The organism is Amycolatopsis acidiphila (assembly GCF_021391495.1).
Classification (GTDB): Bacteria; Actinomycetota; Actinomycetes; order Mycobacteriales; family Pseudonocardiaceae; genus Amycolatopsis_E; species Amycolatopsis_E acidiphila.
In genome coordinates this window covers 6,442,462-6,459,914 of record NZ_CP090063.1, presented here as the reverse complement: position 1 = coordinate 6,459,914, position 17,453 = coordinate 6,442,462, and the positions used below count along the sequence as shown (strand labels likewise).

Below are 17,453 nucleotides of genomic sequence, written 5' to 3'. Positions count from 1 at the left end.
CACGTCACACCCGCCCCGCTCGGTCCTCGCAACCCGGCCGGCACACCCGCGCCCACCTGCTACCCACAGAAACTGGCAGCCTGCCAGTAACGCCACCCCCGCCAGCTAGGGTGAGCGCCATGGCGAACTCTCCTGCGGTACCCGGCCGGCCCCGTTCGCGGGACGCGGCGGGGCTGCCCGCCGTCACGCCGGACGGGATCGTGGCCGCCGCGCTGGAGCTGACCGCCCATCACGGCCTCGAGAACTGGACCCTGCGCCAGCTCGCCGGGGCCGTGCAGGCCTATCCCGCCGTCGTCTACCACCACGTCGGCGACCGCGAGGCCGTGGTGAGCGCCGTCGTCGACCGGGTCATCGGCATGTTCCCGCTGCCTCCGGAGGACCTGCTGTGGCGCGACTGGTTCCGCCGCCTCGCCACCGAGCTGCGCACCGTCCTGACCCGCTACCCGGGCGTCGCCCGCCGGATCTCCGTGCACGGGCTCACCGTCTGGGCCGCCGCCCCTTCGATCGACCGGGGCGTGCGGATCCTGCAGAACGCCGGTTTCGGCGACGAGAGCCCCGAGGTCTACCTGTTCCTGTCGAACGTCATCTGCGGCCTGATCTCCGTCGAGGACGAGCAGCTCAGCCAGGGCAACGCCCGCGCACGCACCCTCGCCATCTGGAGCCAGCACCGCGACGACCGGACGATGCCCGGCCTCGCCGCACTCAGCGGGTACATCCACGCCATGGCCACCGACCCCGTGCGCCGCGAGACCTACTTCGCCGATGTCTTCGACTACTCGGTCGAACGCTGTCTCGACGGCGTCGCCGCGAGGCTCGAGGTCAGCCGCCGCAAATGATCTTCGGCTGCGGGTTGTAGTGCACCGTGCGCTTGTCGGTGCGCACGATCTGACCGGTCGAGGCGTCGCGCAGGATCCGCGTGTCCGACGTGGTGAACCCCGGCGCGCCGTTCGACGCGTGGCAGTTCTCCGCCGGGCCCGGCTTCGGCGCCGGATCGACGAAGTTCCCCCGCTCGCCCGGCACCGACTCGACGTTGTACCGCTTGGTGCCCCACAACTTCACCGTGATCGACGACGGCGTCCAGATCGTCTGGATGGCAACGCCGGTGCCCGCGTCGTTGGTGAACTTCAGGTCGATGACGCTCGAACCGTCCGGGTTCTGGAACACCGTCGCCTCGCGCGCGGCGGGGTAGCGGCTGATGTAGTAGCTGTGCTCGCGGTGCCCGGCGTCCTTCAGCCCGGCGAAGTACGACGCGTTGTACAGCGTCGTCGCGAACTGCGAGATGCCGCCGCCCACCTCGCGCCCGGGCGCCCCGTTCTCGATCACCCCGGCCTCGACGTACCCCTGCGCCTTGCCGCGCGGACCCGTGAAACCGTTGAGGCTGAACGTTTCCCCGGGCTTGACGATGGCTCCGTCGACCTTCTGCGCGACCGTCCGGATGTTGATCCCTGAGTCCGCGGCGAACCCGCCGGTCGAGAACTCGCCGATCACCTCCTTGATGCCCAGCTGCTTGGCCTGCTCGGTGGTGACCTTCGCGGGTGTGTCGACGTACTTCGCCGTCAGCTCGCGCTCGCCGGCCCGCTTGAGCAGCTCCGGCAACGGTTCGAGCGTCGGGTTCCAGTCCACGCCCCGGCCGTCGACGGACTCCTCCACCGTCGGACGACCGCCGGTGAACACGATCTGCGCGTCCTTGCCCTGCTTCTCGGTGGACTTCAGCTGCGGCCCCGCCGCCTCGGCGATCTTCCCGTTGTCCACCTTCATCGCGAGCGTGCCGCCCTCGGCGGGCTCGAACCGCAGCGCCGCCGCGATCGCGGCCGGCTGCACGGTCGCGTCCGCGCCGTCGCCGTGGATCAGCACCGGTCCCGACACCGCGGGCTGTGCCAGCTGGGCGAGCGCGGTCTGGACCGCTTCCGCCGACACGGCCACCGGCGTCTGCTGCACGGGCAGCGTCACCGGGCGTCCGGATGCCCAGTCCGTCAGCACGGCGATCGCCGCATCGTCGACCCGCAGCTGCTGCCCCTGCTCGGGTTCGACGGGGACCGGCGTCGCGCCGTCGAACCGGATCGAGCCCTCGACGGGGTGGCGGTCGACCTGCGGGCGCAGGTTCTCCAGTGTGTTGACAAGCTGTGCCTTGTCCGCCCGGGTCGCCACGCCGACCTCGCGGGAGGTGAAGAACGAGGCGAACCGGGTGAACGGGTTGACCGGCTGCGTGCCTGCCTGGTCCAAAGTGGACGCCCAGTCGAGGCGCAGCCCGGCGCGGGCGGGCTCGATCGTCGCGTTCACGGCACCGGCTCGCACGGCCACCGGCTTCGCCAGCCGCGGCTCGATCTGGTCCCGCAGCCGCTCCTCGGCCTCCGCGCGCTTCAGCCCGCCGACGTCCACTCCCGCAACGGTCACGCCGCGCGGCACGTTGCCCTGGCTCACCAGCAGGTCCACCGCGTACAACGCGACGAACACGCCCAGCACCGAGCCCGCGACGATGCCGGCGCGGCGCAACGCCCGGCGCGGACGCTTCGGCTGAACCGGGGGGATGACGTCGGTGACCGGTTCGAGGATGTCGGTCTTCTCGGCGTCGGTGGTGGGCCACACGGGTTCCTGCGGCAAAGGGTCACTCTCCCAGAGACGGGCGGAATCCGGACAACAGGGAGAAAGGTTACGGGCGACCGGTGGCGCCACGGACGGGGGGTGTGTACAGCTGGGGCATGCGGCTCGTCATCCTCGCGGACACCCATGTGCCCAAGCGCGCACGCGGGCTGCCCGAACTCCTCTGGCCGGTCATCGCCGATGCCGATCTCGTGATCCACGCGGGTGACTGGGTGGAGGTCGGCCTGCTCGACGAGCTCGAGGCCCGCAGTCGCCGGCTGATCGGCGTGTACGGCAACAACGACGGCCCCGGGCTGCGGGCCCGGCTGCCCGAGGTCGCCCGCGCCGAGCTGGACGGGCTGCGCCTGGCGGTCGTGCACGAGACCGGCGCGGCGAAGGGGCGGGAGCAGCGGTGCGCCGCCGCGTTCCCGGACACCGACGTGCTGGTGTTCGGCCACAGCCACATCCCGTGGGACACCGTGGCGGACAACGGGATGCGGCTGCTCAACCCCGGTTCGCCCACCGACCGCCGCCGGCAGCCGTACTGCACCTACCTCACGGCGGGCATCGACCAGGGCCGCCTCACCGACGTCGAGCTGCACCGCCTGCCCCGTCGCTGACGGCTCAGAGCACCACCCGGAACATCAGGCCCGCGTCCACCAGCCGGGCCAGCAGTGCGTCGCCCATCGCGGCGGCCGTCGTGACCTGGCCCGCGGTCGGCGGCAGGTCGTCGAAGGCCAGGCACATCGCCGACTCCGCGAGCATCTTGGCCGTCTCGTCGTAGCCGGGATCGCCGCCCGCGACCTCGGTCACCACGCGTTTCCCGCCGCCTTCGCCGACGAAGCGCACCTTGAACCACGACCGGGCGCGCCGCTCCTCGCTCGGCCCGGACCCCGGCTTCTGCAGGTTCGACAACGCCCTGCGCACCGGCGGGATCTGGGCGAGCACCGCCAGCGCCCCCATTCCCGCGGCCGCGCCGGCCACCGTGGGCAGGCGCTTGAACGAGACGTAGTGGCTGTAGCCGAAGTCGGGCCCGTAGGACTCCAGCAGTCGTCCCGACAACGCGACGACCTGCGGGTCGATCGTGGTCAGCGGCGCCAGCCAGCGGCCGGTGCCGGGGTCGCGGTGCGGCTTCCCGGTCTCGGCGCGCACCCGCCGCCCGGCGGGCTTCGGCTCCGCCCGGGCCCGCTCGCGGGCCGCCCGCACCATCGGCAGCAGCCGCGAAAAGACCGTCAGCGCCGAGGCGTAGGTGCCGCCGGAGAAGGTCGCGCCGGTGCGCACCTGGCCGGAGATCCGCAGCGGAACGCCCGCCGGCAGTTGCTTGACCGTGTAGAAGACGCCCAGGTCGTGCGGGACCGAGTCGAACCCGCAGGCGTGCACGATGCGCGCGCCGGTCCGCTCGGCCGTCCGGTGATGGCGGACGTAGGTCCGGTCGAAGAACTCCGGCTCGCCGGTGAGGTCCACGTAGTCGGTGCCGGCCTTGGCGCACGCCGCGACCAGCGGCTCGCCGTGCAGGAGGTACGGGCCGACGGTCGTGATGACGACCTTGGCCGACGCCGCGACCTCCTCGAGCGACTTGGGATCGGTGACGTCGGCGTGCAGCAGCGGCAGCTCGGCCCACCTCGGGCCGAGGCGATCGCGCATGGCCGCCAGCTTCTCGGGGTTGCGTCCCGCGAGCGCCCAGCGGCCGCCCTCGGGCAGGTGCCGCGCGAGGTACTCGGCGGTCAGGCCGCCGGTGAAGCCGGTCGCGCCGAACAGGACCAGGTCGAAGCCGCGCTGCTCTGCCATGGCCCTCACCATACCGGGAGTATGTGGATGACACGCGTGCGAAGCTGTCCACCATGACCGACCGCTATTTCGAGGACTACGTGCCGGGGTCGACCCAGGAGTTCGGCAGCGTCAAGGTGACCGAGGCCGAGATCATCGAGTTCGCCACCAAGTACGACCCGCAGCCCTTTCACGTGGATCCGACAGCCGCCGCGCAGAGCCACTTCGGCGGCCTCATCGCGAGCGGCTGGCACACCGCCGGGCTGATGATGCGGCTGCTGACGGAGAACTACCTGTCCCCGGTCTCCAGCCTCGGCAGTCCCGGGATCGACGAGCTGCGCTGGCGCAAGCCCGTGCGGCCCGGCGACGAGCTGCGCATCCGGGTCCAGGTGCTGGAGGCGCGGCCGTCGAAGTCGAAGCCCGACCGCGGTCTCGTGCGCAGCCTCATCGAGGTGCGCAACCAGGACGACGAGGTCGTCTTCTCCGCCATCGCCCTCAACTTCGTGCTCCGCGGGTGAGCATCGCGCAGCTTGCCGTCGGTCATCCCGACGCCGTGGCCGTGTTGCGCGACTACATCGACGACGTCGCCAGCCGGTACTACGGCAGGCAGGCCACGGCGGAGGAGATCGACCGCGCGCTGGCGGACGAGCCCAGCGACCACCTCGACCCGCCGACGGGCCTGTTCTTCGTCGCGCGCGACGGCAGCGAGGTGGTCGGCTGCGTCGGGGTCAAGATCGTCGACGCCCACACCACGGAGCTGACGCGCATGTACGTGAAGGCGGCCGCGCGCGGGCGCGGGTGGGGTTCGCGGCTTCTGCTGACAGCGGAAGCCGCGGCCCTGCGAACCGGTGCACAAGTGATGCGGCTGGACACCAGAAGTGATCTTGTGGAGGCGAGGGGGCTGTACGCCCGGCACGGGTACCGGGAGGTGGCGCCCTACGGGGAGCGGTTGTACGCCGATCACTGGTACGAGAAGAAGTTCTCGCTCTGAGCAGGTGTAGCGCTCAATGAACCGGGGTAGCCCGGGCGCGACAGCACGTCGCGAGGGAGTCAGAACATGGCGGACACGTCACGACTGCCCACCCCGGTCGCCGAAACCTGGGAATGGCAGCGCAACGGCAATTGCCGGAACCTGGACAGCTCGGTCTTCTTCCATCCTGACGGAGAACGCGGGTTCGCGCGCGCCGACCGGGTCGCGAGGGCCAAGCGGGTCTGCATGTCGTGCCCCGTCATCGTCGAGTGCCGGCACCACGCGCTGACCGCCGAGGAGCCGTTCGGGGTCTGGGGAGGCCTCGACGAGACCGAGCGCCGGGCGGCGATCGTGCGCCGCAAGCAGCTGCTCGAGGACGAGACGAAGGAGCAGGAGTGCGTTTCGGCTACACGCTGATGACCGAGCAGGCCGGGCCGAAGGATCTGGTCCGGCACGCGAAGGCCGCCGAAGAGTGCGGGTTCGAGTTCGAGGTCTCCAGCGACCACTACTCGCCCTGGCTCGACGAGCAGGGGCACGCGCCCTACGCGTGGAGCGTGCTGGGCGCGGTCTCGCAGGTCACCGACCGGGTGGAGCTGCTCAGCTTCGTGACGTGCCCGACCATGCGGTACCACCCGGCGGTGGTCGCGCAGAAGGCCGCGACCGTGTCCCTGCTCTCGGACGACAGGTTCATCCTGGGCCTCGGCGCGGGGGAGAACCTCAACGAGCACGTCGTGGGCCGCGGCTGGCCGCCGGCGAACGTGCGGCACGAGATGCTCACCGAGGCCGTGGAGATCATCGGCGAGCTGTTCGACGGCGGTTACGTCAACTTCGCCGGGAAGCACTACCGGGTCGATTCGGCGAAGCTGTGGGACCTGCCGGAGCGCCGGACGCCGATCGCGCTCGCGGTCTCCGGCCGGCAGTCGGTGGAGCGGTTCGCGCCGGTCGCCGACGCGCTGATCACCACCGAGCCCAACGGCGAGCTGATCAAGGCCTGGGACAGCGAGCGGGCGCAGGTACGCGAAGACACGACGCGCAAGTTCGCGCAGCTGCCCGTGTCGTTCGACACCGACCGCGAAGCGGCCGAGCGCCGTGCCCACGAGCAGTTCCGCTGGTTCAGCGGCGGCTGGAAGGTCAACGCCGAACTGCCGGGCACGTCGGCCTTCGCGGGTGCGACCCAGTACGTGAAGCAGGCCGACGTGGCCGAGTCGATCCCGTGTGGATCCGACGTCGACGCCATCGTCGAAGCGGTCAAGCCGTTCGCCGACGCCGGGTTCACCGACCTGGCACTGGTTCAGATCGGCGGCGACCAGCAGGACGGGTTCTTCGAGTTCGCCTCGTCGGACCTGCTGCCCGCGCTGCACAAGGCCTACGCCTGACGATCAGTCCTCGACCAGGTCCCCGTCCCGGGTGACCATGGCACGCAGTTTGGTGAGCGCACGGTGCTGGGTGACCCGGACGTTGCCTGCCGAGATGCCCAGCGCCTCCGCGGTCTCGTTCGCGGAGAGGCCCACGATGAGGCGCAGCGTCAGGATCTCCTGCTGCAACGGCGGCAGGGTCGAGACCAGCTTGTTCAACCGGGCCCCGAGGTCCACGTCGAGGACGCGCTTCTCCGGCTCGTTGTCGGTCAGCGGCCGCTCGGGCAGCTCGGCCACGGGGTCGGACCGGTCGCGCGAGACCAACCGGTAGGCGTCGGCCACCTTGTTGGACGCGATGGCGTGCACCAGGTAGAGGAACGAGCCGCCGCGGTCCTGGTAGTTCGGCAGTGCGTGCAGCACCGCCAGGCAGACCTCCTGCGCCACGTCGTCCGCGGACAGGTAGGACAGGTCGCGGCCGCCGAGGCGGGCCCGGCAGTACCGCACGGCCACCGGCGTGATCATGCCGATCAGCCTCGCGATAGCAGCGGGGTCCCCAGTTGCGGCTTCCTTGACTGCCGGGTCGAGCTCCTCCTTGGTCAACCGCGAGGCGGGACCACGCGGAAACGACTGCGGAGTGGTGAATCCAGGCACCGCCGCTTCGGCGGGCACGGTAGAGACAGGCGGGACATCGGTTTTCATAGTCGGCTCCCCAACGACAATGGCGACCCTACGACCGGTCGCCGTCGGGGCCCACGTCTGTCACTCTCGGTGAGCGGACACTCCCATTTGGTCCCTGCCGACCCGCTCTCGATGCGACTGAGCGTAATCGTAAGCGGCGGGTGTTCAGCAGTCCAGATTTCAACAAGATAAGTCGGAGAGATACCCCATTTGCAGCAGCAGGCTGCTCACAAACGATTCCCGGACGGTCACTCCATGCATTTCCATGCAGGTTTCGCGCACAAGTGACATCTCTCCGTGACCTGTCGATGGGCCATCAGCGAGTGGTGAAAACCCACCAACGAAGGACCACGAATCGTAAGGCTCCACCAATAGTACTGGTGACCGCAAGCACCACCGCTTCGAGCGTCGCCGAGGGTGCGTGCACGATCGCTTGGAGCAACACCAGCACGACCGACCCGTAGCCGGCGTAGAAGGCGAAGGTGCCCAGCGACTGCAGGTGCAGCTTCAGCGGCGAGGGCCGCATGTGCGCGAAGGTGACGCGGCGGTGGAACTCGGTGTTGGCCAGCGTCGTCACCGCGATCGCCACGACGTTCGCCGCGACGGACTCGATGACGGGGCGTGCGGCGAGGAAGATGAGCTCCTGCAGGCCCGTGGTCACCGCACCTGCGACGAGGTACCAGACCAGGGGGTGTGTCGCATCGAGCCGGTGCTCGACCCGCTGCCCGCTCCACTGCGCGGTGGTCATACCCGTAATTTACCTAGCATCAGCAACTTCTTGCACTGTACAAGCGAGTGACCTTGATCTCGGGGTTTGCCTGGTCGGAGGCTCGGGTATCGCCAACCCATGAGTGAGGCGCATGGTCACCCTGTACCCGATTCCGTGGAATCCGACCCTGCGGCGCTGAACAGCGCCGAGGACCTGGACGAGGACCGGCTTCGCGTCGACCCGCTCGAGGAAGGTGTCGAGCCGCCCGAGCGGTACGCCTTCTCCGACGGCTTCGGCACCACGCCGAACGAGGAGCGCGAGGGCGAACCGCTGGACGACCGGTTGCGCCAGGAGCGCGCCGATGTCCAGCCCGAGGACCCCGACCGCCCGCTCAACGGCGACGAGAACCTCGACGAGTGGCGGGGCCAGGCAGAGGCCCTGGTAATCGACGACGCGACGGCGGCGGGCGAGCCCTCGGTGGAGGAGGACCAGAACGCGGACAAGCCGGGCGGTTCGGTCGCGGAGATCTACCGGACCCCGCCGACCGAGCCGAAGTGACATCGGTCACGTCCGGCGTGGCCTGGGCAAACGGCGGGTTTTCGGCAAAAGCTGCCGGTGTCACCGCGCGTGACCATTCCGAGACCCCTACCGTCGGGACTACGAGCGCACGTAACCGAAGGGATGAAAGATCATGCTCGCTATGACCGATGCCGCCGCCGAAGCGATCAGCGCGCTGACCGCTCAGGAAGGCAAGCAGGAGACCGGTGGGCTCCGCTTCGCGGTGCAGGCTCAGCAGGACGCGGGCGCGCAGCTGGCGCTGTCCGTGGCCGAGCAGCCGGAGGCCGGCGACCAGGTGCTCGGCACCGACGCCGGGGCCCGGGTGTTCCTGGAGCCGCAGGCCGCCCAGTTCCTCGACGACAAGGTTCTCGACGTCCAGCAGGACGACCAGGGCCAGCTGAACTTCGCCGTGATGCCCTCGCCCGAGGGACCGACCGGCGTCTGACGAGGTTCTCCTCGCGAGAAGTCACCTCAGAACCCGCGGCGGTGCGTGCTGATGGTCCGCCGCCAGGACGAACGACGGAAGGCCGGCTCCCCTGGGTGCGGGAGCCGGCCTTTCCGGTTCAGAAGTGGGCGAGCAGGTCCGGGAAGCGCGTCAGGTGCAGCACCCGGTCGTCCGCGGGGTCGACCACGTCGTGTTCGAGAACCCAGGTGCTCTCGTTCGGGATGTACACGGCGTTGAGGCCGGCCCGGCGCGCGGGGACGATGTCCGACTTCGGCGAGTTGCCGATCATCCAGGCCCGCTCCGGGCGCAGGGAGTGCTCCTCGACCAGCTGCCGGTAGGTGCCGGTGTCCTTCTCGCGCACGATGTGCACGCTCGCGAAGTGCTGGTCGAGGTCGGAGGCGTCGATCTTGCGCTGCTGCTCCTCGTCGTCACCCTTGGTCAGCAGCAACAGGTCGTGCCGCGCGGCGAGCTCGTCGAGCGTCTCGGCGACGCCGGGGATCAGCTCGATCTCGTGGTTGACGAGCTGGTCGGCCAGTTCGAGGATCCGGCGTTCCTCGTGCTCCGTCGTCGGCCGCTCCCGCAGTCGCGCCACGCACTCGTGCAGGCTGCGCAGGAAGACCTTGGTGCCGTAGCCGTGCGCGGCCGCGTTCGCGCGCTCGATGTCGTCGAGGATCGACCGCAGCTCCGCGCGGTCGAGGGTCGGATGCGCGAGCCAGTCGAGGTAGTCGTCGATCACGCGCTCGAAGACGACGTTGTTCTCCCAGAGGGTGTCGTCGGCGTCGAAGATGAGGGTCTGTCGCACGGATAAAACTGTACTTCCGTACCAATCAGTGGTGCACCGGATTTAACGGCTCCGCGCCGGTGAGGACCGCGGTGACGTTGTCGGCTGCGAGCAGGGCCATTTCGGTCCGGGTCTCCACGGTGGCGGAACCGAGGTGGGGCGTGAGCACGACGTTGTCCAGTTCGAGCAGGCGCGGCTCGACGTCGGGTTCGTGCTCGAACACGTCGAGCCCGGCCCCGGCGATCCGGCGCGAGAGCAGCGCGTCGGCGAGCGCCGCCTCGTCCACCACCGGTCCGCGCGTGGTGTTGATGAGCACCGCGCTCGGCTTCATCAGCTTGAGTGCGGCGGCGTCGATGAGATGCCGCGTGCCGGGCGTGAGCGGGCAGTGCAGCGACACGACGTCGGCGACCCGGAGCAGGTCCTCCACCGGATCGTTCCGTCCACTGTAGACAACGTGCATGCCGAAGGCCTCGGCCCGCTTCGCCATCGCGTGGCCGATCTTCCCCGGCCCGATGATGCCCAATGTCTTCGCCTGCAACCCACTGCCGAGCATGAAGCCGAGGTGGAACGACCACGGTTTGCGGGCGCGCAGCAGGCGGTCGCCCTCGGCGATCCGGCGGGTGAGCGCCAGTAGCAGCCCGAAGGCGAGGTCGGCGGTGGCGTCGGTGAGCACGTCCGGCGTGTTCGTCACCGCGATCCCCCGTTCGGCGAGTGCCGGCACGTCGATGTTGTCGTACCCCACCGCTACGTTTGCCACCACACGGAGGCCGGGGCCCGCGGCTTCGGCCACCGAGGCGTCGATCCGGTCGTGCAGCATGCTCACGACCGCCGAGGCGCCTTCGACGGCTTTCCGCAGCTCATCCGGGGTGAGCGGGCGGTCCTCCGGCGACACCCAGACCTCGCCCAGTGCCCGGAGTTCCACCAGTGCCGCCTCGGGTACCCGCCTCGTGACCACGATCCGCATGGCACCACCTTCCCTTGCGTCGGGGCCGCCGAACAAGTACGTTCTTATCGAGAACTTGTGTGCGGAATGCGAACGAGGTAGCTCATGGCCGAGATACTGTCCTTGCGCGACGCGGTCGCGCAGCTGGTCCACGACGGCGACACCGTCGCGCTGGAGGGGTTCACGCACCTGATCCCGCATGCGGCGGGGCAGGAGATCATCCGCCAGCGGCGGAAGGACCTGACGCTGGTCCGGATGACTCCGGACATCGTCTACGACCAGCTCATCGGTGCCGGCTGCGCGCGCAAGCTGATCTTCTCGTGGGGCGGCAACCCCGGTGTGGGCTCGCTGCACCGCTTCCGTGACGCGGTGCAGAACTCCTGGCCGGTGCCGCTGGAGATCGAGGAGCACAGCCACGCCGGCATGGCCAACCGGTACGTCGCCGGCGCCTCCGGCCTCCCGTTCGCGGTGCTGCGTGGTTACTCGGGTACGGACCTGCCCAACCACACCGACACGATCAAGCAGATCACCTGCCCGTTCACCGGCGAGCAGCTCGCCGCCGTCCCGGCGCTGAACCCGGACGTCTCGATCATCCACGCCCAGCGCGCGGACCGCGCCGGCAACGTGCAGATCTGGGGCCTGGTGGGCGTGCAGAAGGAGGCGGTGCTCGCGGCCAGGCGCAGCCTCGCCACGGTGGAGGAGATCGTCGACGAGCTGGAGCCGGTGCCGGGCGGCATCGTGCTCCCGTCCTGGGCCGTCACCGCGGTCGCCGAGGCGCCGCGGGGAGCCCACCCGTCCTACGCCCAGGGCTACTACGACCGGGACAACGAATACTACGAGTATTGGGATTCCATTGGCCGGAATCGGGACTCCTTCCAGGCCTGGGTCGACGAGAAGGTGTTCGGGATGGAGGCAGCCAAGTGACCGCGACCACCGAGGAGCGGACGTACACGTCCGACGAGATGATGTCGATCGCCGCCGCCCGCGCGCTCACCGGTGGTCAGCGGTGCTTCGTCGGCATCGGCCTGCCCTCCACGGCGGCGAACCTCGCCCGCCGCACGCACGCGCCGGACCTGGTCCTCATCTACGAGTCCGGCACGCTGGGCTCGAAGCCGGGCCGGCTGCCCGCCTCGATCGGTGACGGCGTCCTCGCCGAGACCGCCGACGCGGTGATCAGCGTGCCCGAGGTGTTCAACTACTGGCTGCAGCCCGGCCGCATCGACGTCGGCTTCCTCGGCGCCGCGCAGCTGGACAAGTTCGGCAACATCAACACCACCGTCATCGGGAACGACTACGCGAACCCGAAGGTGCGGCTGCCGGGCGCCGGTGGCGCGCCGGAGATCGCCGCGTCCTGCCACGAGGTGTACGTCGTGGTGCGCCAGAGCAAGCGCAGCTTCGTCGAGCAGGTCGACTTCATCACCTCGTTCGGCCACGGCCGCGGCAAGGGCGACCGGGAGAAGCTCGGCCTGCGCGGGGCCGGGCCGACGCTGGTGATCACCGACCTCGGCGTCTTCCGGCCCGATCCGGAGACCAGCGAGCTCGTGCTCTCCCAGCTGCACGAGGGCGTGGAGGTCGAGCAGGTGCGCGAGGCGACGGGCTGGGACCTGAAGGTCTCGCCCGAGCTGTCGCGCACGCCGGCGCCCACCGAAACCGAGCTGAAGACCCTGCGGGAACTGAAGGCTGCCAAGTGATGTCCGGAAACGGCACCGACGCATTCGTACTCGACGCGATCCGCACCCCGTTCGGCCGCTACGGCGGCGCGCTGGCGAAGGTCCGCCCGGACGACCTCGCCGCGCACGTGCTGAAGGAGCTGCGCGAGCGGAGCGACCTGGATCCGTCCACTGTGGACGAGGTCGTGCTCGGTGACGCGAACCAGGCAGGCGAGGACAACCGCAACGTCGCCCGGATGGCCGCGTTGCTCGCCGGCTGGCCGACCAGCGTGCCCGGCACCACCGTCAACCGGCTCTGCGGTTCGGGGCTCGACGCGGTGATGCAGGCCAGCCGGTCCATCGCGGTCGGGGACGCCTCGCTCGTCGTCGCCGGCGGCGTGGAGTCCATGAGCCGCGCGCCGATGATCCTGCTCAAGGCGGAGAAGCCGTTCGCCGCCGGCAACCAGACGCTGCACTCGAGCACGCTGGGCTGGCGCATGGTCAACCCGGAGATGCCCGGGCAGTGGACGATCTCCCTCGGCGAGAGCACCGAGCGGCTCGCCGAGCGCTACGGCATCGGCCGTGAGGCGCAGGACGAGTTCGCGCTGCGCAGCCACCTGAACGCGGCCAAGGCGTGGGACGCCGGCTTCTACGACTCGCACGTCGTGGCGGTGCCCGGCACCGACCTGACGCGCGACGAGGGCATCCGGCCAGACTCCACTCCGGACAAGCTGGGCAAGCTCAAGCCCGCGTTCCGCAAGGACGGCACGGTCACGGCGGGCAACTCCTCGCCGCTCAACGACGGCGCTTCCGCGGTACTGCTGGGCGACCAGAAGGCCGCCGACCGCCTCGGCAGGACGCCGCTCGCGCGCATCGCGGGCCGTGGCGCCGCGGGTGTCGACCCCGACGTCTTCGGCATCGGCCCGGTCCGGGCCGCGGAGATCGCGCTGGAGCGGGCCGGCATCGGCTGGGAGGACCTGGCGGCGGTCGAGCTGAACGAGGCGTTCGCCGCGCAGTCGCTCGCCTGCTTCGCCGACTGGCCGAAGCTGGACCCGTCGATCGTGAACGTCAACGGGGGCGCCATCGCGATCGGCCACCCGCTGGGCGCCTCCGGCGGGCGCATCCTCGGCTCGCTCGCACATGAGCTTCGCCGCCGCGGCGGTGGCTGGGGACTGGCCGCCATCTGCATCGGTGTCGGCCAGGGCCTGGCCGTGGTTCTGGAAGCGTAGGAAAGGACACAAGAGCTATGGCAGCTCCGACCAGTGACAGGCTGATCCTGCCGCAGTACCGGCGGGATCCCGAGGGCACGCACCCGCCGCTCGACTCGCCGTCGTACCGGTCGACCACGTTCCGGCACCCGAAGCAGCCGCTGACGCTGCTGCCGCAGATGCTGACCGAGGTCACCGGGCCGCTGCTGGGCCCGGGCCGGCTGGGCGAGCACGACAACGACCTCACGGTGCAGCACGACGGCGAGCCCATCGGGCAGCGGATCATCGTGCACGGCCGGCTGCTCGACGGCGACGGCAGGGCGATCCCGGACTCGCTGATCGAGATCTGGCAGGCCAACGCCTCGGGCCGCTACCGGCACATCGGCGACAACTGGCCGGGCCCGCTCGACCCGAACTTCACCGGGCTGGGCCGCGCGGTCACGGACTCCGAGGGTCGCTACGAGTTCACCACGATCAAGCCCGGCGCGTACCCGTGGAAGAACCACGACAACGCCTGGCGCCCGGCACACATCCACTTCTCGGTGTTCGGCATGGCGTTCACCCAGCGCCTGGTCACCCAGATGTACTTCCCCGGGGACCCGCTGTTCTTCCAGGACCCGATCTTCAACTCGGTCCCGGACGAGAAGGCCAGGCAGCGGATGATCTCGAAGTTCGACATGAGCCGCACCGTCGACCACTGGGCCCTGGCGTTCGAGTTCGACATCGTCGTGCGCGGACGCGAAGCCTCGGTCTTCGAGAACGAGGAGGACGAGGACGAATGACGATCCCTTCGCAGACGGTCGGTCCGTTCCTGTCGATCGGCCTGCCCTGGGAGGACGGGCCGACCGTCGTGTCCGAGGGCACCCCCGGCGCCGTCTGGATCCGCGGCACGGTCACCGACGGTGCTCGCGACACAGTGCCGGACGCGCTCGTCGAGACCTGGCAGGCGGACCCGGACGGCCGCTTCGACCATCCCGACGACCCGCGCGGCCGCGTCGAGGGCTTCCGCGGCTTCGGCCGCTGTCCGACCGAGCCCGACGGCACCTACGCCATCCTCACCCTCCTGCCGGGCGCGGTGCCCGGCACCGATGGCCGGACGCAGGCGCCGCACATCGACGTCTCGGTGTTCGCGCGCGGCATGCTCAACCGGGTCGTCACGCGGATCTACTTCCCCGACAACGCCGAGGCGAACGCCGCCGACGAGGTGCTGTCGTCGGTCCCCGAGGAGCGGCGGCACACGCTGATCGCGGAGAAGACCGAAGACGGCTACCGCTTCGACGTGCGCCTGCAGGGTGAAGGCGAGACAGTATTCTTCGATGTCTGAGCTGTTCGATCCGGTGCTGGCCGCCGGCGCCGTCCGCGACGAGGTGAGCGACGCCGCCTGGCTGCGGGCACTGCTCGACGTCGAGGCGGCGCTGGCACAGGCGGAGGCCGATGCCGGGCTGTTCCCGCGCGAGCACGCCGACCGCATCACCGAGGTGTGCCGCGAGGGGTACTTCGACGTGGCGGAGATCGGCGCGAAGGCGGTCGGCATCGGCAACCCCGCCGCGCCGCTCGTCCGGGAGATCACCACGAAGGTCGGCGGGGACGCGGCGCGGTACGTCCACTTCGGTGCCACCAGCCAGGACGTCATGGACAGCGCGGCGATGCTGGTCGCGAAGCGTGCGCTTCCGGCGCTGCTCGAGGACGTCGAGGCGGCCGCCGAACACGCGGCCCGCTTGGCCCGCGAGCACGCCGGCACCGTGCAGGCCGGGCGAACCCTGTTGCAGCAGGCGATCCCGGTGACGTTCGGGCTCACGGCGGCGGGCTGGCTGTCCGGTTTGGACGCCGCGGCCCGTCGCCTGCGCGGCGTGCGGCTGGCCGCGCAGCTCGGTGGTGCGACGGGCACCCTCGCGTCGCTCGGCGAGCGGGGGCCGCAGGTGCTCGCCGCGTTCAGCAGGCGGCTGGAGCTGGACGAGCCGGCGTTGCCGTGGCACACCGAACGCAGCCGGATCGCGGAGCTGGCCGGCGCGCTCGGCGAGCTGTCCGGGATCGTCGGCGGCGCGAGCCGCACGATCACGCTGCTCGCCCAGACCGAGGTCGCCGAGGTCGCCGAGGTGGCCGAGGGCAGCGGTGGCTCGTCCACCATGCCGCACAAGCGCAATCCGGTCGCGGCGATCGCCGCGCAGGCCGCGGCCCAGCAGGCGCCGGGCCTGGTGAGCACGCTGCTCGCCGCGATGACGCAGGAACACCAGCGCGCGGCCGGGTCGTGGCACGCCGAATGGCGGCCGATCACGGAACTGTTCCGCAGCACCGGATCCGCGATCTCCTGGCTGTGCACCAGCTTCGAGCGGCTGTGCGTGGACGCCGCCCGGATGCGCAAGAACCTCGACGCCACCGGGGGCGCGATCCTCTCCGAACGGGTGACCACCGAGCTGGCGAAGGACACCGGACGGCTCGCGGCGCACGACGCGGTCACCGAGTGCACCAAGCGCGCGCTCGCGGGCGACGGAGAGCTGGCCGACCTGCTCGCGGAGGATCCGCTGGTCGGCAAGCACCTGAGCCGCGAGAAGATCGGGCAGCTGCTGGACCCGGCAGACTACCTGGGCAGTGCGCGCCCGTTCGTCGAGCGCGCGCTGGCCGCACACGCCCAGCGAAAGGAAGCCTCGTGAGCGTCGACGTGCACCACGTGCTCGACGGCCCGGCCGACGGTCCCGCCGTCGTGCTGAGCAACTCCATCGGCAGCAACCTGCACATGTGGGACCCGCAGGTGCAACCGTTGGTGGACAACGGTTTCCGCGTGGTCCGCTATGACACGCGCGGTCACGGCGAGTCTGCCGTGCCGTCCGGCCCGTACGGCATCGACGACGTCGGCGGGGACGTGCTCGCGCTGCTGGACTCCCTCGGTATCGAGTCCGCGCACTTCGCCGGCGTGTCCCTGGGCGGGATGACCGGCATCTGGCTGGCGCAGAACGCGCCCGAGCGGGTCCGCAGCCTGGTCCCGTCGTTCACCTCCGCGCAGCCCGGCAACACCCAGATGTGGCTGGACCGGGTCAAGCAGGTGCGCACCGAGGGCATGGCGAAGATCGCCGAGGGCGGCATCGGCCGCTGGTTCACCCAGGACTGGATCGACGCGAACCCGGAGCGGGCCGCGGCGATGCGCGAGATGACGGCGACCACCCCCGCCGAGGGCTACGCCGCCTGCTGCGAGCTGCTCGCGGACCTGGACCTGGTGCCGGGGCTGCCGAAGATCACCGCGCCGACCCTGGTGATCTCCGGCGCCGACGACAAGGCGCTCCCGGCGGACCACGGCCGGGTCATCGCCGACGGCATCCGCGGCGCGCGCTTCGAGGTCGTCGAGCACGCGGCGCACCTCGGCAACTACGAGCAGGCCGAGCGGTACACCCAGCTGATTCTCGAACACTTCAAGGGGGTCGCGTGAGCGACGAGCTGTACGAAGCCGGCATGAAGGTCCGGCGCGAGGTCCTGGGCGACGCGCACGTGGACCGGGCCGGCGGCAACACCACCGAGTTCACCCAGAAGTTCCAGGACTACATCACGCGCTCGGCCTGGGGCTCGATCTGGACCCGCGAGGGCCTCGACCGCAAGACCCGCAGCTGCATCACCCTCGCCGTGCTGACCGCGCTGCACTGCGAGAACGAGATCCCGATGCACGTGCGCGCGGCGATCACGAACGGGCTCACCCCCGACGAGATCGGCGAGGTGCTCCTGCACACCGGCGTCTACGCGGGAGTCCCGGCGGCGAACGCGGCCTTCGCGCTGGCGCAGAAGACACTCGCGGACATGGGTGAGTCCTCGGCGCTAACCTGA

At 70.4% G+C, this 17,453-nt stretch carries 22 protein-coding genes; 16 read left to right on the top strand and 6 right to left on the bottom strand.

Annotated elements, in window-relative coordinates; all coding sequences use genetic code 11:
- Positions 1–119 precede the first annotated feature (119 nt).
- Positions 120–836, top strand: a complete 717-nt coding sequence (locus tag LWP59_RS31635) for a TetR/AcrR family transcriptional regulator (protein WP_144636490.1) — start codon at positions 120–122, stop codon at positions 834–836.
- Here LWP59_RS31635 and LWP59_RS31630 read toward each other — a convergent pair.
- The gene (locus tag LWP59_RS31630; protein ID WP_144636488.1) at positions 820–2,601 is read right to left on the bottom strand and encodes a VanW family protein; all 1,782 of its coding nucleotides are present in this window, start codon (positions 2,599–2,601) and stop codon (positions 820–822) included. The genes LWP59_RS31635 and LWP59_RS31630 overlap by 17 nt on opposite strands.
- A 98-nt stretch (positions 2,602–2,699) precedes the next feature.
- Between LWP59_RS31630 and LWP59_RS31625 the strand changes: the two genes are divergently transcribed.
- A complete protein-coding gene (locus tag LWP59_RS31625; RefSeq protein WP_144636486.1) occupies positions 2,700–3,200 on the top strand; it encodes a metallophosphoesterase family protein in 501 nt (166 codons plus the stop codon).
- Positions 3,201–3,204: 4 nt separating this feature from the next.
- Here the strand turns inward: LWP59_RS31625 and LWP59_RS31620 are convergent, their stop codons facing one another.
- Positions 3,205–4,368 carry a saccharopine dehydrogenase family protein gene (locus tag LWP59_RS31620; protein WP_144636484.1) on the bottom strand — a complete coding sequence of 388 codons (1,164 nt, stop codon included), beginning with the start codon at positions 4,366–4,368 and terminating at the stop codon, positions 3,205–3,207.
- Positions 4,369–4,421: 53 nt separating this feature from the next.
- Between LWP59_RS31620 and LWP59_RS31615 the strand changes: the two genes are divergently transcribed.
- From LWP59_RS31615 to LWP59_RS31600, 4 genes are all read left to right on the top strand, one after another.
- On the top strand, positions 4,422–4,865 hold the full coding sequence (locus LWP59_RS31615; protein ID WP_144636482.1) for a MaoC family dehydratase: 444 nt from the start codon (positions 4,422–4,424) through the stop codon (positions 4,863–4,865).
- On the top strand, positions 4,862–5,338 hold the full coding sequence (locus tag LWP59_RS31610; protein WP_144636480.1) for a GNAT family N-acetyltransferase: 477 nt from the start codon (positions 4,862–4,864) through the stop codon (positions 5,336–5,338). The genes LWP59_RS31615 and LWP59_RS31610 overlap by 4 nt, the downstream gene beginning before the upstream one ends.
- Before the next feature lie 66 nt (positions 5,339–5,404).
- Positions 5,405–5,734, top strand: coding sequence for a WhiB family transcriptional regulator (locus LWP59_RS31605; protein WP_144636478.1), 330 nt, complete (start codon positions 5,405–5,407; stop codon positions 5,732–5,734).
- Entirely contained in the window at positions 5,713–6,693 is a 981-nt protein-coding gene (locus LWP59_RS31600) for a TIGR03557 family F420-dependent LLM class oxidoreductase (protein WP_144636476.1), read from the top strand. The genes LWP59_RS31605 and LWP59_RS31600 overlap by 22 nt, the downstream gene beginning before the upstream one ends.
- Before the next feature lie 3 nt (positions 6,694–6,696).
- Here LWP59_RS31600 and shbA read toward each other — a convergent pair whose 3' ends face one another.
- Entirely contained in the window at positions 6,697–7,371 is a 675-nt protein-coding gene (gene shbA, locus LWP59_RS31595; protein WP_144636474.1) for an RNA polymerase sigma factor ShbA, read from the bottom strand.
- Between the two features lie 295 nt (positions 7,372–7,666).
- Positions 7,667–8,098 carry a GtrA family protein gene (locus LWP59_RS31590; protein ID WP_144636472.1) on the bottom strand — a complete coding sequence of 144 codons (432 nt, stop codon included), beginning with the start codon at positions 8,096–8,098 and terminating at the stop codon, positions 7,667–7,669.
- 135 nt (positions 8,099–8,233) lie between these two features.
- Between LWP59_RS31590 and LWP59_RS31585 the strand changes: the two genes are divergently transcribed.
- On the top strand, positions 8,234–8,617 hold the full coding sequence (locus tag LWP59_RS31585) for a hypothetical protein (RefSeq protein ID WP_373299631.1): 384 nt from the start codon (positions 8,234–8,236) through the stop codon (positions 8,615–8,617).
- A 133-nt stretch (positions 8,618–8,750) separates the two neighbouring features.
- On the top strand, positions 8,751–9,062 hold the full coding sequence (locus tag LWP59_RS31580) for a HesB/IscA family protein (RefSeq protein WP_144636468.1): 312 nt from the start codon (positions 8,751–8,753) through the stop codon (positions 9,060–9,062).
- 118 nt (positions 9,063–9,180) lie between these two features.
- On the opposite strand, the gene LWP59_RS31575 is transcribed toward LWP59_RS31580, so the two are convergent.
- Together LWP59_RS31575 and LWP59_RS31570 are read right to left on the bottom strand one after the other, a co-directional pair.
- Complete coding sequence (locus LWP59_RS31575; RefSeq protein ID WP_144636466.1) at positions 9,181–9,864, bottom strand: HAD family hydrolase; 684 nt, start codon at positions 9,862–9,864, stop codon at positions 9,181–9,183.
- 25 nt (positions 9,865–9,889) lie between these two features.
- Positions 9,890–10,807: a 2-hydroxyacid dehydrogenase gene (locus LWP59_RS31570; protein WP_144636464.1), complete on the bottom strand. Its 918-nt coding sequence runs from the start codon at positions 10,805–10,807 to the stop codon at positions 9,890–9,892.
- A gap of 84 nt (positions 10,808–10,891) precedes the next feature.
- Between LWP59_RS31570 and LWP59_RS31565 the strand changes: the two genes are divergently transcribed.
- Genes LWP59_RS31565 through pcaC form a run of 8 tightly spaced genes read left to right on the top strand, consistent with a single transcriptional unit; the run spans position 10,892 to position 17,453 of the window.
- Positions 10,892–11,710, top strand: coding sequence for a CoA transferase subunit A (locus tag LWP59_RS31565; protein ID WP_144636462.1), 819 nt, complete (start codon positions 10,892–10,894; stop codon positions 11,708–11,710).
- Between the two features lie 38 nt (positions 11,711–11,748).
- Complete coding sequence (locus LWP59_RS31560) at positions 11,749–12,477, top strand: CoA-transferase subunit beta (RefSeq protein ID WP_144636665.1); 729 nt, start codon at positions 11,749–11,751, stop codon at positions 12,475–12,477.
- Positions 12,477–13,664 (top strand): thiolase family protein, encoded by a 1,188-nt coding sequence (locus LWP59_RS31555; protein WP_144636460.1) that lies wholly within the window; start codon positions 12,477–12,479, stop codon positions 13,662–13,664. Before LWP59_RS31560 ends, LWP59_RS31555 begins: the two co-directional genes overlap by 1 nt.
- 17 nt (positions 13,665–13,681) lie before the next feature.
- Complete coding sequence (pcaH, locus tag LWP59_RS31550; protein WP_144636458.1) at positions 13,682–14,425, top strand: protocatechuate 3,4-dioxygenase subunit beta; 744 nt, start codon at positions 13,682–13,684, stop codon at positions 14,423–14,425.
- Positions 14,422–14,967, top strand: a complete 546-nt coding sequence (pcaG, locus tag LWP59_RS31545) for a protocatechuate 3,4-dioxygenase subunit alpha (protein ID WP_144636456.1) — start codon at positions 14,422–14,424, stop codon at positions 14,965–14,967. The genes pcaH and pcaG overlap by 4 nt, the downstream gene beginning before the upstream one ends.
- Positions 14,960–16,294: a 3-carboxy-cis,cis-muconate cycloisomerase gene (gene pcaB, locus LWP59_RS31540; protein ID WP_144636454.1), complete on the top strand. Its 1,335-nt coding sequence runs from the start codon at positions 14,960–14,962 to the stop codon at positions 16,292–16,294. Before pcaG ends, pcaB begins: the two co-directional genes overlap by 8 nt.
- Positions 16,291–17,064: a 3-oxoadipate enol-lactonase gene (gene pcaD / locus LWP59_RS31535; protein WP_229857788.1), complete on the top strand. Its 774-nt coding sequence runs from the start codon at positions 16,291–16,293 to the stop codon at positions 17,062–17,064. Before pcaB ends, pcaD begins: the two co-directional genes overlap by 4 nt.
- On the top strand, positions 17,061–17,453 hold the full coding sequence (pcaC, locus tag LWP59_RS31530; RefSeq protein ID WP_222425480.1) for a 4-carboxymuconolactone decarboxylase: 393 nt from the start codon (positions 17,061–17,063) through the stop codon (positions 17,451–17,453). Before pcaD ends, pcaC begins: the two co-directional genes overlap by 4 nt.